At 74.3% G+C, this 17654-nt stretch carries 2 protein-coding genes; both read left to right on the forward strand.

Annotated elements, in window-relative coordinates:
• Window positions 1–48 precede the first annotated feature (48 nt).
• A complete protein-coding gene (locus ACFYYT_RS00965; protein WP_388606883.1) occupies window positions 49–6657 on the forward strand; it encodes an SDR family NAD(P)-dependent oxidoreductase in 6609 nt (2202 codons plus the stop codon).
• Between the two features lie 187 nt (window positions 6658–6844).
• Window positions 6845–17632, forward strand: a complete 10788-nt coding sequence (locus ACFYYT_RS00970) for a type I polyketide synthase (protein ID WP_388606885.1) — start codon at window positions 6845–6847, stop codon at window positions 17630–17632.
• The last annotated feature ends 22 nt before the right edge of the window (window positions 17633–17654 follow it).

The following is a 17654-nucleotide window of genomic DNA, read 5'->3' on the forward strand; positions in this document are numbered from 1 at the left end:
GCGCACCCCGGCAGCACCGCGCGCACCCGTGGCGAGCGGCAAGGACCGATCCGGCGCGACACACGAATGGGATCCACCATGGATGAGGACAAGACTCTCGACTACCTCAAGCGGGTCAGCGCCGACCTGCACAAGGTCCGCGGCCGGCTGCGCGAGGTCGAGGACGCCGAGCGGGAGCCCATCGCCATCGTCGGGATGGGCTGCCGGTTCCCCGGCGGCGTCGGCTCCCCCGAGGAGCTGTGGCAGCTGGTGCTCCAAGGGGCCGACGGCGTCACCGAGTTCCCCACGGACCGCGGCTGGGACCTGGCCGCGCTCTTCGAGGGCGCTCCCGGTCAGGAGGCGGGATCGGCCACCCGCGCCGCCGCGTTCCTGCACGACGCCCCCGACTTCGACGCGGACTTCTTCGGGATCTCGCCGCGCGAGGCCCTGGCCATGGATCCGCAGCAGCGGCTCCTCCTGGAGACCGCCTGGGAGGCCATCGAGCGGGCCGGGCTCGACTCCAGGGCGCTGCGCGGCAGCAGGACCGGTGTGTTCGTCGGCACCAACGGGCAGGACTACGCCACCTTGATGCTCGGCAACAACCAGCCCGAGCTGGCCGGTTTCATGGGCATCGGCAACGCCGCGAGCGTCGCCTCCGGCCGAATCGCCTACACCTTCGGCTTCGAGGGCCCGGCGCTCACCGTCGACACGGCCTGCTCGTCCTCCCTGGTCGCGCTGCACCTGGCCGCGCACTCCCTGCGCAAGGGCGAGTGCACGATGGCCCTCGCGGGCGGCGTGACGATCATGTCGACACCCAGCATGTTCACCGAGTTCACCAAGCAGCAGGGCCTCGCCTCCGACGGCCGCGTCAAGGCCTTCGCGGCCGCGGCCGACGGCACCGCCTGGGGCGAGGGCGTCGGCGTGCTGCTCGTCGAGCGGCTCTCGGACGCCCGCCGCCTCGGCCACCGCGTCCTCGCCGTGCTGCGCGGCTCCGCCGTCAACCAGGACGGCGCGTCCAACGGACTGACCGCGCCCAACGGTCCCGCGCAGCAGCGCGTCATCCGCCAGGCGCTCGGCAACGCCCGTCTGGCGGCCGCCGAGGTCGACGTCGTCGAGGCGCACGGCACCGGTACCACGCTCGGCGACCCGATCGAGGCCCAGGCCCTGCTCGCCACGTACGGCCAGGACCGCCCCGAAGGCCGCCCGCTGCTGCTCGGTTCCGTGAAGTCCAACATCGGCCACACGGCGGCCGCCGCGGGCGTGGCCGGCGTCATCAAGACCGTGCTCGCCCTCCGGCACGGCATCGTGCCGCCCACCCTGAACGTGGACGAGCCCACGCCGCACGTCGACTGGAAAACGGGTGACGTCCGCCTCGTCACCGAGGTCACCGACTGGCCGAGCACCGGGCAGCCTCGCCGCGCCGGCATCTCCGCGTTCGGCGTGAGCGGCACCAACGCCCACGTGATCCTGGAGCAGTTCGAGGAGGAGGCCGTCGAGGCCGGTTCCGCCGCGACGCCCTCCGAGTCTCCGGCGTCCCCCGCGATTCCCACGCCGCTCGTCGGGCACGGCGCCACCGTGCCGTGGGTCGTCTCGGGCCACACCCCCGGTGCGCTGCGTGCACAGGCCTCCCGGCTGCGCGAGTTCGCCGCCGCCGACCCCGCCGCGGACATCCTCGGCACCGGCCGCGCGCTCGCCCTGCACCGCACCGCGCTCCGGCACCGTGCCGTCATCCTGTCGGGGGAGCGGGACGGGCTGCTCGCCGGTCTCGATGCCGTCGCCCGGCAGGAGACCTCCGCGCACCTCACGCTGGGCGAGGCCGCCTCGTCCGACGCGAAGGTGGTGTTCGTCTTCCCCGGCCAGGGCTCCCAGTGGGCGGGCATGGCCATCGAGCTCATGGGCGCATCCCCGGTGTTCGCCGGGGCCATGCGCGAGTGCGCCGACGCGCTGGCCCAGCACCTCGACTGGGACCCCGTCGAACTGCTGCGCAGCGGCGAGAAGCTGGAGCGCGACGACGTCGTCCAGCCCGTGCTGTGGTCCGTGATGGTCTCCCTCGCGCGGCTGTGGCGCTCCCTGGGCGTCGTGCCCGCCGCCGTCGTCGGCCACTCGCAGGGCGAGATCGCCGCCGCCTGCGCGGCCGGCGCGCTGTCGCTGGCGGACGGCGCCCGCCTCGTGGCCCTGCGCAGCCGGGTGTTCAACGAGCACCTGTCGGGCAAGGGCGCCATGTACGCGCTCTCCGCGACGCCCGAGCGGGCCGCCGCGCTCATCGGGGGCCGGGCCGGAGTGTGGATCGCCTCGGTCAACGGCCCCGAGTCCACCGTCGTGGCCGGCGACCTCGATGCGCTCGCCGAGGTGAACGCCGAGGCCGAGGCCGCCGGGCTGCGGCCGCGGAAGGTCGGCATCGAGTACGCGTCCCACACCCCGCACACCGAGCGGGTGCGCGAACAGCTCCTCGACCTCGCCGCGCCCGTCGCCCCGCGCGCCGGGGACACCCCGATGTACTCGACCGTCACCGCCGGACCCGTGCCCGGCGAGATGCTCGACGCCGAGTACTGGTACCGCAACCTGCGCGAGCCCGTCCGCTTCCAGGAGACCATCCAGCTGCTCCTGGACGAGGGCAACACCGCCTTCGTCGAGGTCAGCCCGCACCCGGTCCTGATGACGGCGGTCCAGGACACGGTCGCGAACCAGCCGGCGGGCGCCCGCGCCGCCACCGTCACCGCCACCCTGCGCAGGAACGACGGCGGCACCCGCAGGCTCCTGACCTCCCTGGCCCAGCTGTGGACCGGCGGCGTCCACGTCGACTGGGACGCGGTGTACGCCACCGGCGCCACCGGCGTGGTCGACCTGCCCACCTACGCCTTCCAGCGACGCCGCTACTGGCTCTCCGCGGGCACCGGCGGCGCGGCCGACGTCTCCGGCGCCGGGCTCTCCCTCGTGGGGCACCCGCTGCTGTCCGCGGGCGTCGAGGCCGCCGACGGCGACCGCTACGTACTCACCGGCAGGATCTCCACCCGCACCCATCCCTGGCTCGCCGACCACCAGGTCCTCGGCCGGGTCCTGGTGCCCGGTACCGCTCTGGTCGAACTGGCCCTGCGTGCGGGTGAGTACACGGGCTGCGACCAGGTCGCCGAACTCATCCTGGAGACTCCGCTGGCCCTGGCCGCCGAAGGGCCCGGCGTCGACGTCCAGGTCACCGTCGGCGAGGCCGACCAGGCCGGTGCCCGTCAGGTGCGGATCTTCTCCCGCCCCGCCGACGGCCACGCCGGCGCGCAGGAGTGGACGGGCCACGCCAGTGGCACCCTGACCGCGGAGCCCGCCGCCGCTGCCGTGGCCGAGCAGTCCGAGCAGTCCGAGCAGTCCGTCTGGCCGCCGGCCGACGCCACGCCGGTTCCGGTCGAGGGCCTGTACGAGCGGCTGACCGAGTGGGGCTTCGCCTACGGCCCCGTCTTCCAGGGGCTGCGCGCCCTGTGGCGGCGCGGCGACGAACTCTTCGCCGAGGTCGCCCTGGACGAGCGGGGCGGCGCGGACGCAGCCCGCTTCGGCGTGCACCCGGCGCTGTTCGACGCGGCCCTGCACAGCCAGATCGCCACCGCCCTCGGCCAGGACGGCGGCGTCGAGCCGAGGCTGCCGTTCTCCTTCGCCGGGGTGCGCCTGCACGCCACCGGAGCCACCGCGGCCCGCGTCCGGCTCACCCCGAACGCGGCCGGCTCCCTGTCCCTGACGATGACCGACTCCGCGGGTCTGCCCGTGCTCACCGTCGACGAGCTCACCTCGCGGCCCGTGGCCGGCGCCGACATCCGCGAACGGCCGCGCGTGGAAGACCTGTTCCGCCTCGATTGGGTCACCTTGCCCGAGGCCCCCGCACCGTCCCCGCAGAGCCCGGCCGTGCTCGGGAGCGCGGGCGATCTCGCCGCGGGCGCCGAGGGAGCCGTCCGGTTCGCCGACCTCGCCGCGCTCCGAGAGGCCGTACGCGCCGGCGGGGAACTGCCCGGCGTGGTGCTGCTGCCCGTACCCGCGGGAGGCGACGACACCTTGGCCGCCACCCGCGAGGTGACCGGCGCCGTCCTCGACGCGCTGCAGGCCTGGCTCGCCGCCGAGGAGACCGCGGCCGCCACCCTCGCGGTCGTCACCCGTGGCGGAGCCGCGGCCCTGCCCGGCGACAACATCGACCCGGTGCAGTCCGCGGTCCGCGGCCTGGTGCGCTCGGCCTGTTCCGAGCACCCCGGCAGGATCGTCCAGATCGACCTGGACGGCGACGCCCGCTCGGCCGCCGCCCTGTCCGCCGCCGTCACCGCCGCCGTGGCCGCGGGGGAGACGGAGAGCGTGGTGCGCGCGGGCGCCCCGCTGGTGCCCCGGCTCGCCCGCGTGGTGCCCGCCGACACCCTCACCCCGCCCGCCGGCGGCGCGTGGAGCCTCGACGTGGACGGCAGCGGCACCCTCGAAGGACTGCGACTCGTGTCGTGCCCGCAGGCCGAGGCGCCGCTGGCCGACGGCCAGGTACGCGTCGAGGTCCGGGCGACCGGCGTGAACTTCCGCGACGTCCTGCTCGCCCTCGGCGTCGTCGACGTCGCCAAGTCCTTCACCGAGATGGCCTTCGGCTCCGAGGGCGCGGGCTTCGTCGCCGAGGTCGGCCCCGGCGTCACCGGCCTGCGGGTCGGCGACCGGGTCATGGGCCTGTTGAACGGCTCGTACGCGGGACCGCTGGCCGTCACCGACGCCCGCACCATCGCGCCGATCCCCACCGGCTGGTCGTTCGCCCAGGCCGCCGCCGTGCCCACCGTGTTCCTCACCGCCTACTACGCGCTGCAGGACCTCGCCCGCGTCAAGGAGGGCGAGTCGCTGCTCGTCCACGCCGCGGCCGGCGGCGTCGGCATGGCCGCCGTCCAGCTCGCACGCCACTGGGGCATCGAGGTGTACGCCACCGCCAGCGAGCCCAAGTGGCCGACGGTTCGGGCCTGCGGCATCCCCGCCGAACGCCTCGCCTCCTCGCGCACCCTGGACTTCGCCGAGACCTTCCGCGCCGCGAGCGGCGGCCGGGGCGTCGACGTCGTCCTCAACTGCCTGGCACGGGAGTTCACCGACGCCTCGCTCGACCTCCTGGTCCCCGAGGGCCGGTTCATCGAGATGGGCAAGACCGACATCCGTGAGCCGGAGGCCGTGGGCGCCTCCTGGCCCGGCACGTTCTACCGCTCCTTCGACCTCGGTGAGGCCGGCGCCGAGCGCATCGGCGAAATGCTCACCCACCTCGCCCGGCTCTTCGAGGAGGGCGTCCTCTCCCCGCTGCCGGTGACCACCTGGGACGCCCGCCGGGCGCCCGAGGCCTTCCGCTACCTCAGCCAGGCCAAGCACGTCGGCAAGGTCGCCCTCACCATCCCCACGGCGACCCTGGACGGCACCGTCCTGGTCACCGGCGGCACCGGCTCCATCGGCGCCTCCGTGGCCCGGCACCTGGCCGAGCGGTACGGAGTCACGGACCTGGTGCTCACCAGCCGCCGCGGCCCCGAGGCGCCCGGCGCCGCCGCACTCGTCGAGGAGCTCGCCGCACTCGGCGCCACCACCCGCGTCGTGGCCTGCGATGTCGCCGAACGCGCCGACCTCGTCAGCCTGTTGGAGGGCATCGACGACCTGCGGGGCGTGGTGCACGCCGCGGGCGTCATCGACGACGGAGTGATCACGGCCCTGAACCGCGAGCGGTTCGACACGGTGCTGCGCCCCAAGGCCGACGCCGCCTGGCACCTGCACGAACTCACCCGGGGCAAGGACCTCGCCCTGTTCGCGCTGTTCTCCTCCGCCTCCGGAGTGTTCGGCGCGCCCGGCCAGGGCAACTACGCCGCGGCCAACGCCTTCCTGGACGGCCTCGCGCACCATCGCCGCCGCCTCGGACTGCCCGCCCAGTCCCTGTCCTGGGGGCTGTGGGCGCAGGCCGGCGGAATCACCGGCGAGCTCGGCCAAGCCGACCTCGACCGGATGGCACGTACCGGCGTACGCGCCCTGTCCACCGCCGACGGTCTCGCCCTCTTCGATGCCGCCACCGGCGACAACCACACCCACACCGTCCCCGTGCAGCTGGACCCCGCCAAGTTCACCGGCGACGTCGCGCCCCTACTGCGCGGCCTGGTCAAGGCCCCCGCCAAGCGGACGGCGTCCGCCGCCGCCGACACCGGGGCGGGCGGCGGATTCGCCGAGCGACTGGCGCGGCTGTCCCCGAAGGAGTGCGAGGAGCTGCTCACCGAGGAGGTGCGCCGGCAGGCCTCGGTGGTCCTCGGCCACGAGGACATCGAGACCGTGGGCGCCGAGCGGCCGTTCAAGAACCTCGGCTTCGACTCGCTCACCACCGTCGAGCTGCGCAACCGGCTCAACGCCGCCACCGGTCTGCGGCTCTCGGTCACCGTGCTGTTCGACCACCCCACGCCCGCGGCCGTCGCAGCCCACCTCAAGCAGCAACTGCTCCCGGAGATCGACCCGGCAGCGCTCGCCACGAGCCGGCTCACCGCCCTGGAGGAGCTCCTCGACGAGGTCGCCGAGGACGACCCGAGGCGCGCGGACCTCACCGTGCGGCTGCGGTCGGTCCTCACGAAGTGGACCGGGCGCGAGGCCGTGGGCGAACCGGTCAGCCTGACCGACGCGAGCGACGCGGAACTGTTCGAGCTCATGGACAACAAGCCATGGTCCAGCTGACCGGCAGGCGGGCCACCCCGCCGCCATGTGAACCCACCTGCTGACTGAATTTGCCGGACCGGAAGAGGACTGGATGTCGAACGAGCAGAAGCTCCGCGAGTACCTGAAGCAGGCGGTTGCCGACGCCCGCGACTCCTACGCACGGCTGCGCGCCGTCGAGGAGGCCGCCCGTGAGCCGCTCGCCGTCATCGGCATGAGCTGCCGGTTCCCCGGTGGGGTGCAGACCCCCGAGGACCTGTGGGAGCTGGTCGCCGAAGGGCGCGTGGGCATCGCGGACTTCCCCGCGGACCGCGGGTGGGACCTGGGGGCCCTCTACGACCCGGAGGGACTGCGCCCGCGCAGCTCGTACATCCGCAAGGGCGGATTCATCGACGGAGCCGCGGACTTCGACGCCGAGTTCTTCGAGATATCCCCGCGCGAGGCGCTCGCCATGGACCCGCAGCAGCGGGTCCTCATGGAGGCCTCCTGGGAGGCGTTCGAGCGGGCCGGGATCGACCCCGGCACGCTGCGCGGCGAGAGCGCGGGGGTCTTCGTCGGCGGCGTCCTGTCCGGCTACGGCTCGAACGTGGCCAGCACGCAGGACAGCGAGGGCTACCTGCTGACCGGCAGCGCCTCCAGCATCCTCTCCGGCCGCCTCTCCTACGCGTACGGGTTCGAGGGGCCCGCCGTCACCGTCGACACCGCCTGTTCTTCCTCGCTGACCGCGCTGCACCTCGCCGCGCAGTCGCTGCGCAACAAGGAGAGCTCGTTGGCCTTGGTGGGCGGCGTGATGGTGATGGCGACGCCGGACGCCTTCACCGAGTTCAGCAAGCAGCGCGGGCTCTCCCAGGACGGCCTCGTCAAGGCGTTCGCGGCCGCGGCCGACGGCACCGCCTGGGGCGAGGGCGTCGGCGTGCTGCTCGTCGAGCGGCTCTCGGACGCGCGCCGCAACGGCCACCGCGTCCTCGCCGTCATCCGCGGCTCCGCCGTCAACCAGGACGGCGCCTCGAACGGCCTGACCGCGCCCAACGGTCCCTCCCAGCAGCGGGTCATCCGCTCGGCCCTCGCCGGTGCGGGGCTCGCCGCCTCCGACATCGACGTCCTGGAGGCGCACGGCACCGGCACGACCCTGGGCGACCCGATCGAGGCGCAGGCGCTCCTCGCCACCTACGGCCAGGACCGCCCGGAAGGCCGCCCGCTGCTGCTCGGTTCGGTGAAGTCCAACATCGGCCACACGCAGTCGGCGGCTGGTGTCGCGGGCGTCATGAAGATGGTGCTCGCCCTCCAGCACGGCGTGGTGCCGCCCACCCTGAACGTGGACCGGCCCACCCCGCACGTCGACTGGTCGGCGGGCGCCGTCGAGCTGGTGACCGAGGCCGTCGCCTGGCCCGAGACGGTCCGGCCGCGGCGGGCAGCGGTGTCCTCGTTCGGCATCAGCGGAACCAACGCCCACGTCATCCTCGAACAGGCCCCCGAAGCCCCCGAAGCCCCCGAGGCCGAGGAGCCGCAGGCCGCAGAGCCGTCCGCGGGCGACGCGGCGGCCCCGGTGCTCACCGGCTTCCCCGCCCCCTGGCCGCTGTCCGCCAAGAACGCCGCCGCGCTCTACGACCAGGGCGGCAGGCTGCGCACCTTCCTCGCCGACGCGGGCGCCCCCGACGCGGACGCCGTGGCCGCCGCCCTGGTCCGCACCCGCGCCTCCTTCACCCACCGCGCCGTCGTCTTCGGCGACGAGCGCCCCGCGGCCCTCGCCTCGCTCGCCGACGGCACGGCGGACGCGCCCGGCCTGGTCCACGGCATCGCACGCCCCGGCGCCAAGGTCGCGTTCGTCTTCCCCGGCCAGGGCTCCCAGTGGACCGGCATGGCTACCGGACTCCTCAAGGCCTCGCCGGTCTTCGCCGAGGCGATGCGCGCGTGCGCCGACGCGCTGGCGCCGCACGCGGACTGGAACCTGCTCGACGTCCTCGGCGACGAACAGGCCCTGGAACGCGTCGATGTGGTGCAGGCCGCCCTGTGGGCCGTCATGGTCTCCCTCGCCAAGGTCTGGCAGGCCGCGGGCGTCACGCCCGATGCCGTGGTGGGGCACTCCCAGGGCGAGATCGCCGCCGCCTGCGCCGCCGGAATCCTCTCCCTCGATGACGGGGCCCGCCTGGTCGCGCTGCGCAGCCGCACCATCGCCGAGGACCTCGCGGGGCAGGGCGGCATGGTCTCCCTGGCGGCCTCCGCCGAACGCGCCGCCGAACTCCTCGCCGGACGCGACGGCGTGTGGGTGGCCGCCGTCAACGGCCCCGGCGCGACCGTCGTCGCCGGCGCCCCCGAAGCGCTCGCCGAGGTCTCCGAGGCCGCCGGGGCCGCGGGTGTCCGTGCCCGCACCATCCCGGTCGACTACGCGTCCCACACACCGCACGTCGAGAGCATCCGCGACCGGCTCCTCCAGGTCACCGGACCCATCGCGCCCCGCGCCGGGTCCGTACCGATGTACTCGTCGGTGACCGTGCAGCTACTCGCCGGGGACAGCGCCGACGCGCAGTACTGGTACCGGAACCTGCGCGAGCCCGTGCGGTTCGCCGAAACGGTCACCGCCCTCCTCGACCGCGGCATCGACACGTTCGTCGAGATCAGCCCGCACCCGGTGATCGCCCCCGCCATCGAGGACCTCGCGGCCGCGGCGGGCCGCGACGACGTGGTGGCCTCCGGGACGCTCCGCCGGGACCAGGACGAAAGCACGGCCCTGACCCGCGCCGCCGCCACCCTGTGGACCCGCGGCGCCGGCATCTCCTGGGACACCTTCCTGGAGGGCGCGGCCGCCACCGCGACCCCGGCCGGCCTGACCGACACGGCCACACTGCCGACGTACCCGTTCCAGCGGCGCCGGTTCTGGATCGAGGGCCCCGCCAACACCGGGGACGCCGCGGGCATCGGGCTCGACCCCGTCGCCCACCCGCTGCTCGCCGCCGCCACGATCCCCGCCGAGTCCGGCGCGGCCGTCTTCACCGGCAGGATCTCCCTGCCGACGCACCCCTGGCTGGCCGACCACGTCCTCCTGGGGACCGTGCTCCTTCCCGGCACCGCCTTCCTCGAACTCGCGCTCGCCGCAGGCCGGGAGAGCGGCTCCGGCCGAGTGCGGGAGCTCACCCTGGAGCGCCCCCTCACCCTGACCGCAGACGCCGGCGTCACCCTCCAGGTCCAGGTCGCCGAGGCCGACGAGTCCGGCGCGCGGACCGCCACGATCCACTCCAGGACCGGCACCGCCGACCAGGCGGAGCCCGCCGAGTGGATCCGGCACGCCACCGCCACCCTCACGGCCGAAGAGCCGCTGCACTCGCGGGAGTTCGGTGACCTCCAGGGCGCCTGGCCGCCCCCCCGCGCCACCCCCGTGGAGAAGGGCGACTTCTACGGCGCGCTGTTCGAGAGCGGCTACGAGTACGGCCCCGCCTTCCAGGGCCTGCAGTCCGTCTGGCGCCGCGGCGGTGAGGTCTTCGCCGAAGTGGCCCTGCCCGAGGAGGCGGCCGCCGCCGACTTCCTCGCCCACCCCGCTCTCCTCGACGCCGCCCTCCACGCCATGGGCCTCGGCGGCCTGTTCGGGGACGAGGGCGCCGTACGCCTCCCGTTCGCCTGGTCCGGCGTACAGACCTGGACCGACGGCGCCACCTCGCTGCGCGTCCGGCTGACCGCGGCCGGTGGCGACGGCGTACGCCTGCTGGCCACGGATGCCGTGGGCACGCCCGTCGCCTCCGTGGACGAGCTCGTGCTGCGCCCGCTCTCCGCCGCCGACGTGCGCGCGGCGGACCCCAGCCGGTCGCTGTACGTGCCGCGCTGGGACGCCTGGCAGCCCGCGACCGCGCTCGCTGCCGCGCCTCTCACCGTCCCCTGGCAGCCGGGCGCCGCGCTCGCCGAAGTCCTGGCCGACGATCCCGAGTTGGTGCTTCTCGACTGCGCCGTCCAGGACGCGACCGGCGGCGACGACGTACCGGCCGCCACCCACGCCTTGACCGGCGTCGTGCTGGCCCGGGCCCAGGAATGGCTCGCCCGGGAGGCGCCCGCCCGCGCCCGGCTCGTCGTGCTGACCCGCGGCGCCGTCGGCATCGAGCCCGAGGAGCTGCCCGACCCGGTGCAGGCCGCTGTGCGGGGGTTCTTGCGTTCGGTGCAGTCGGAGCATCCTGACCGGTTCGTGCTGGTGGATGCGGATGCGGATGCGGGTGCGGATGGCGGCGTGGCCGGTGTTGTTGCTGCGGCTGTTGCTGCGGGGGAGCCGGAGGTGGCTCTGCGGGGTGGGGATGTGTATGTGCCCAGGCTGGTTGTGGTCGGGGCGGATGCGGCCAGGGCTTCGGGTGGTGGTGTGCCGTGGTCGGGTGGCGGTGCGGTGTTGGTGACGGGTGGCACGGGTGTGGTGGGTGCTGCGGTGGCGCGGCATTTGGTGGCTGTGCATGGTGTGCGTGATCTGGTGCTGGTGAGCCGGCGTGGGTCGCAGGCGCCGGGTGCTGCCGAGTTGGTGGATGAGTTGGTGGGGCTGGGTGCCGTGGTGCGGTTGGTGGCCTGTGATGTGGCTGACCGTGGTGCGGTGGGGGAGTTGGTGGCGGGGGTTTCTGGCCTGCGTGGTGTGGTGCATGCGGCGGGTGCGGTGGATGACGGTGTGGTGACGGGGCTGACGGCGGAGCGGTTGGTGTCGGTGCTGCGGCCGAAGGTGGATGCGGCGTGGTATCTGCATGAGGCGACGCGTGGTCTTGGGCTGGAGTTGTTCGTGTTGTTCTCGTCGGCTGCGGGTGTGTTCGGCTCGCCCGGTCAGGCCAACTATGCGGCGGCCAACGTCTTCCTGGATGCGCTGGCGGTGCGCCGTCGTGCTGAAGGTCTTGCGGCCCAGTCTCTGTCGTGGGGTCTGTGGGAGGAGACCAGCGAACTCACCGCCACCCTCGGCGCAGCCGACAAGGCCCGGCTCGGCCGCGGCGGACTGCAGGCCCTCGGCACCGAGGAAGGCCTCGCCCTCTTCGACCGGTCGCTGGCCCTCGACGCCCCGCACCTGGTTCCCGTACGCCTCGACCTGTCCCGCGCACGCGCCGAAGGCCGGCAGGTGCCCCCGCTGTTGAGCGCCCTCGTCCGCACCCCCGCGCGCCGCGCCACCGGCACCCCCGGGGGCCGAGGCTGGCGTGCGCAGTACGAGGCGATGCCCGAGGACGGGCGGGAGAGCATGCTCGTCGACCTCGTCCGGGCCCAAGTGGCCTCCGTCCTCGGCCACTCCGGCACGGAAGCGGTCCCCGTCGAGCGCGGCTTCAAGGACCTCGGCTTCGACTCCCTGACCGCTGTGGAGCTGCGCAACCGGCTGAACGAACTCACCGGCAAGCGCCTGCCCGCGACCCTGGTGTTCGACTACCCGACACCGGCCGCGCTCGGCGCCCATCTGCACGGTCTCCTGGCCGGCACGGCCGCGCGGCGGCACAGCGAGGTGGCGCGGGTCGTGGCGGACGACGAGCCCATCGCGATCGTCGGCATGAGCTGCCGTTTTCCCGGCCACGTCGACTCGCCCGAGGAGCTGTGGCAGATGCTCGCGGACGGTCGGGAGGGCATCAGCGGCTTCCCGACGGACCGCGACTGGGCCCTCGACTCGTTCTTCGACCCCACCGGCGAGCGCCCCGGCACCTCCCTGGTGGACCAGGGCGGATTCCTGCACGACGCCGCCGACTTCGACGCCTCCTTCTTCGGGATCTCCCCGCGCGAGGCCGTGACCATGGACCCCCAGCACCGGATGCTCCTGGAGCTGTCCTGGGAGGCCATCGAGCGCGCGGGCGTCGACCCGACGGAGCTGCGCGGCAGCAGGACCGGCGTGTTCTCCGGCCTGATGTACCACGAGTACGCGGCACGCCTGCGCTCCGTGCCCGAGGACGTCGCCGGCTTCCTCAGCAACGGCAACGCGGGCAGCGTGGCCACCGGCCGGGTCTCGTACACCCTCGGCTTCGAGGGCCCCGCCGTGACCGTGGACACGGCCTGCTCCTCGTCGCTCGTCGCGCTGGACATGGCCGTCAGCGCCCTGCAGCGCGCCGAGTGCGACCTGGCACTTGCCGGCGGTGTCACCGTGATGTCGACCCCGACGATCTTCGCCGAGTTCACCCGGCAGCGCGGCCTCGCGCACGACGGCCGCTGCAAGGCGTTCTCCGACGCGGCCGACGGCATGGGTGTCGCCGAAGGCGCGGGCGTGGTCCTCGTCGAGCGGCTCTCGGACGCCCGGCGCAACGGCCACCGCGTCCTCGCCGTCATCAAGGGCTCGGCCGTCAACCAGGACGGTGCGTCGAACGGCCTGACGGCGCCGAACGGCCCGTCGCAGCAGCGGGTCATCCGGCAGGCGCTCGCCAACGCGGGTCTTGCCGCGTCCGACGTGGACGTGGTGGAGGCGCACGGTACGGGTACGTCCCTGGGCGACCCGATCGAGGCGCAGGCGCTGCTCGCCACGTACGGGCAGGAGCGGGGCGGCAACCAGCCGCTGCTGCTCGGCTCGGTGAAGTCCAACATCGGTCACACCCAGGCCGCCGCCGGCATCGCGGGCGTCATGAAGATGGTGCTCGCCCTGCGGCACGGCACCGTGCCCCGGACCCTGCACGCCGAGCGGCCCAGCGAGCACATCGACTGGACGGCGGGCGCCGTCGAGCTGGTGACCGAGGCCGTCGCCTGGCCCGAGACGGGCCGGCCGCGGCGGGCAGCGGTGTCCTCGTTCGGCATCAGCGGAACCAATGCCCACGTCATCCTCGAACAGGCCCCCGAGGCCGCGGAGGCCCCGGAGCCGGAGCCGGGTGCGGAGCGGCCCCAGCCCGTGCTCGCCGCCGCCACCGAAGGCGCCGTACTGCCGTGGCTCGTCTCGGCCAAGTCCCCCGCCGCGCTGCGCGGCCAGGCCGAGCGGCTGCGCGCCTTCGCAGCCGCAGGGGCCGAGCCCGCGGCGACGGCCGCCGCGCTCATCGGCGGCCGTACCGCCTTCGACGAGCGCGCGGTCGTCCTCGCCGCCGGCCCCGGGGGCTTCGCCGAAGGGCTCGCGGGCCTGGCCCGTCAGGACGCCGAGGTCCCCGGGCTGGTCTCCGGGACCGTGCGCCCCGGCGCCAAGGTCGCGTTCGTCTTCCCCGGCCAGGGCGCCCAGTGGACCGGCATGGCGCTCGGCCTGATGGAGTCGTCGCCGGTGTTCGCCGGGGCCCTGCGCGAATGCGCCGACGCGCTGGCGCCGCACGCGGACTGGAACCTGCTCGACGTCCTCGGCGACAAGCAGACCCTGGAGCGCGTCGATGTGGTGCAGCCCGCCCTGTGGGCCGTCATGGTCTCCCTCGCGAAGGTCTGGCAGCACTCCGGCATCACGCCCTCCGTGGTCGTCGGCCACTCCCAGGGGGAGATCGCCGCCGCCTGCGTGGCCGGTGCCCTGACCTTGGCCGAGGGCGCCCGCCTCGTGGCCCTGCGCAGCCGCGTCATAGCCGAGGAACTCGCCGGGCGCGGCGGCATGGCCTCACTGACCGTGCCCGCCGAGGAGGCCCAGGTCCTCATCGACCGGTACACGCACCCCGACGGCGCCGCCGAAGCCGCCACCGGCGTGGTCATCGCCGCCGTCAACGGCCCCGGCGCGGTCGTCGTCGCCGGTGACGAGGGACCGCTGCGACAGCTCCTGGACGGCTGCGAGGCCGACGGGATCCGCGCCCGCCGCATCCCCGTGGACTACCCCTCGCACGGCCCCCAGGTCGAGCTCATCAAGGACCGCCTCCTCAAAGAGCTCGGTGACATCAGCGCGGCGCGGCCCCAGGTGACCTGGCGCTCCACCGTGACCGGTGAGGACGTGCGGGACGGGGAGGCCGGCACGGAGTACTGGTACCGCAACCTCCGTCAGCCGGTGCGCTTCGCGCAGGTCGTCGCCGACCTCCTGGAAGGCGGCATCGACACCTTCGTCGAGATCAGCCCGCACCCGGTCACCACCGCGGCCGTGGAGGACGCCGCGCTCCGGGCCGGGGGCCGGGAGGTCGTCGTCACCGGCACCCTGCGCCGTGACGAGGACGAGCGGACCGCCCTGCTCCACAACGCCGCCGTCCTGTGGACCCGGGGCCTCGGCGTGGACTGGGCCGCTCTCACCCCGGCCCCGGACGAGCGGGCCGCCGCCGTCGACCTGCCGACCTACGCCTTCCAGCGGGAGCGCTACTGGCTCGACGCGCCGAACGACTTCGGGGACCCGGGCGGTGTCGGCCAGGAGGCCACCGGCCACCCGGTGCTCGCCGCAGCCGTCGTCCCCGCCGGGACCGACAGCATCCTGTTCACCGGCAGGCTCGCCGCCCCGGCCGCGGCCTCGCCCGCGGCCCACACCGTGCTCGACACGTCCGTACTGCCCGGGGGCGCCCTGCTCGACTGGGCGCTGTACGCCGCCGACCGCCTCGGCCTGCCCGGCGTCGCGCACCTGGAGCAGCACGAACCGCTGCTCCAGGCTCCCGACGGCGCCGTCCGCGTCCAGGTGATGGCCGCAGAGCCCGACGACTCCGGGCACCGTCGTCTCACCGTCCACGCGCAGCACGACGGTGACGCCACCGCGGAGTGGACCCTGCACGCCACCGCCGAGCTGCACCCCGGGGCCGAGGAGACCGACGAGGCGTACGCACGGCTCGCGGGCAGCTGGCCGCCGGCCGACGCCGTCCCGGCGGACACGGCCGGGCTCTACGGCGCACTCTTCGCCGCGGGACTGCAGTTCGGACCAGCCCTCCAGGGGCTGCGTGGCGCCTGGCGCACGGGCGACGACATCTACGCCGAGGTCGAGCTGCCCGAGCAGGCCGTCGAAGGGCTCGCGCCGCGCGCCGCGCTCCTGGAGTCCGTCTGCCACGCCTGGCGTCTGGCCGACGCGGACGGCCCCGGTACCGCCGGAGCCCTGCAGCCCGCCGTCTGGCAGGGCGTGCGGATGCGGGCCGGCGGCCTCGACGCCGCCACCGGCCGGGAGGCGGTCGACGGCGCCCGGATCGTACGGGTCCTGCTGTCCCCGGCCGGCGACGGAGCCCTGCGGGTGCGCGTCACCGATGCCGTGGGCATCCCGCTGCTCGGCGCCGACCGGGTCGAGCTGCGTCCCGTCACCGAGGCCCGGCTCCGCTCGGCAGGTGCCACCGCGGCGCGTTCGCTCTACGAAGTGAGCTGGGAGCGCCGTGCGTTCGATGAGCCCGCGCAGACGCCGCGTTCGATCCTGTGGGACGGCACCCGGTCGGTGGAGGAGATCGAGGCCGCCGTCGCCGACGGTGTGCGGCTCGTCCTTCTGGACGCGACCGCGCTCGACGCCCCCGGGCAGCGGGAGGGCGACGCCGAGCACCTGCCCCAGCGGGTCCGCGAGGCGCTGACCGCCGCCCTCGCGCGCGTGCAGCAGTGGCTCGCCGACGAGGCGCTGGCCGACGCACGGCTCGCCGTGGTCACCCATGGCGCCGTCGCCGTGCCGGGCACCGGCGCGGTGGACCTCACGCAGGCCGCTGTGCGGGGGTTCTTGCGTTCGGTGCAGTCGGAGCATCCTGACCGGTTCGTGTTGGTGGATACCGATGGTGGGGTGGTCGGTGTTCCGGCGTCCGTTGTTGCTGCGGCTGTTGCTGCGGGGGAGCCGGAGGTGGCTCTGCGGGGTGGGGATGTGTATGTGCCCAGGCTGGTTGTGGTCGGGGCGGGTGCGGCCAGGGCTTCGGGTGGTGGTGTGCCGTGGTCGGGTGGCGGTGCGGTGTTGGTGACGGGTGGCACGGGTGTGGTGGGTGCTGCGGTGGCGCGGCATTTGGTGGCTGTGCATGGTGTGCGTGATCTGGTGCTGGTGAGCCGGCGTGGGTCGCAGGCGCCGGGTGCTGCCGAGTTGGTGGATGAGTTGGTGGGGCTGGGTGCCGTGGTGCGGTTGGTGGCCTGTGATGTGGCTGACCGTGGTGCGGTGGGGGAGTTGGTGGCGGGGGTTTCTGGCCTGCGTGGTGTGGTGCATGCGGCGGGTGCGGTGGATGACGGTGTGGTGACGGGGCTGACGGCGGAGCGGTTGGTGTCGGTGCTGCGGCCGAAGGTGGATGCGGCGTGGTATCTGCATGAGGCGACGCGTGGTCTTGGGCTGGAGTTGTTCGTGTTGTTCTCGTCGGCTGCGGGTGTGTTCGGCTCGCCCGGTCAGGCCAACTATGCGGCGGCCAACGTCTTCCTGGATGCGCTGGCGGTGCGCCGTCGTGCTGAAGGTCTTGCGGCCCAGTCCCTGTCGTGGGGTCTGTGGGAGGAGACCAGCGAACTCACCGCCACCCTCGGCGCAGCCGGGCTGCGGCGGATGAATGCCGGCGGTGTCCTGCCGCTCAGCACGGAGGAAGGACTCGCCCTCTTCGACCGCGCGATCGCGAGCGGCCTGCCGCACTCCGCGCCGGTCCATCTGGACCGCGCCCTGCTGCGCGGCGGCGAGGACACGCCCGCTCTGCTGCGTGGCCTGGTGTACACCGCGCCGCGCCGCGCCACGGCGCCGGACGACGCGCAGGCGCTGCGCAGCCGCCTCTCGGCGCTGCCCGCGGCCGAGCGGCAGGAAGCCCTCCTGGAGACGGTGCGCGACCAGATCGCCGCCGTCCTCAAGTACGGCACGGGCGACCAGATCTCGGCCACCCGGCCGTTCACGGAGCTCGGCTTCGACTCGCTGACCGCCGTCGAACTCCGCAACCGCCTGGCCCGGACGGCCGGTACGAGGCTGCCCACCACGCTCGTCTTCGACTACCCCACGCCCGAGGCGCTCACCGGCCACCTCCTCACGATCCTGCTGCCCGGGACGGAGGCCGAGGAATGGGGCCGGGAGACCGTCGACCGTCTTGAAGCCATGCTCGACGACGAGCGCGACGAGGCCGAGGTCAACAAGCTGACGGCCCGTCTGGAGACCCTGCTGCTGCGCTGGCGGGAACGCTCCAGGACGCTGGCCGGCACCGCGCCGGGCGGCGGCCGGGCCCAGGACGCGGGGGCCGACGAGCTGAGCGAGGTAAGCGAGGAAGAGCTGCTGCGCTACATCGACGACGAGATCGGGCTGAGCTGATGCAGGTACGGCAGCACGCACG

The organism is Streptomyces sp. NPDC002032, from assembly GCF_042890765.1.
In the GTDB taxonomy this organism is placed as follows: Bacteria; Actinomycetota; Actinomycetes; order Streptomycetales; family Streptomycetaceae; genus Streptomyces.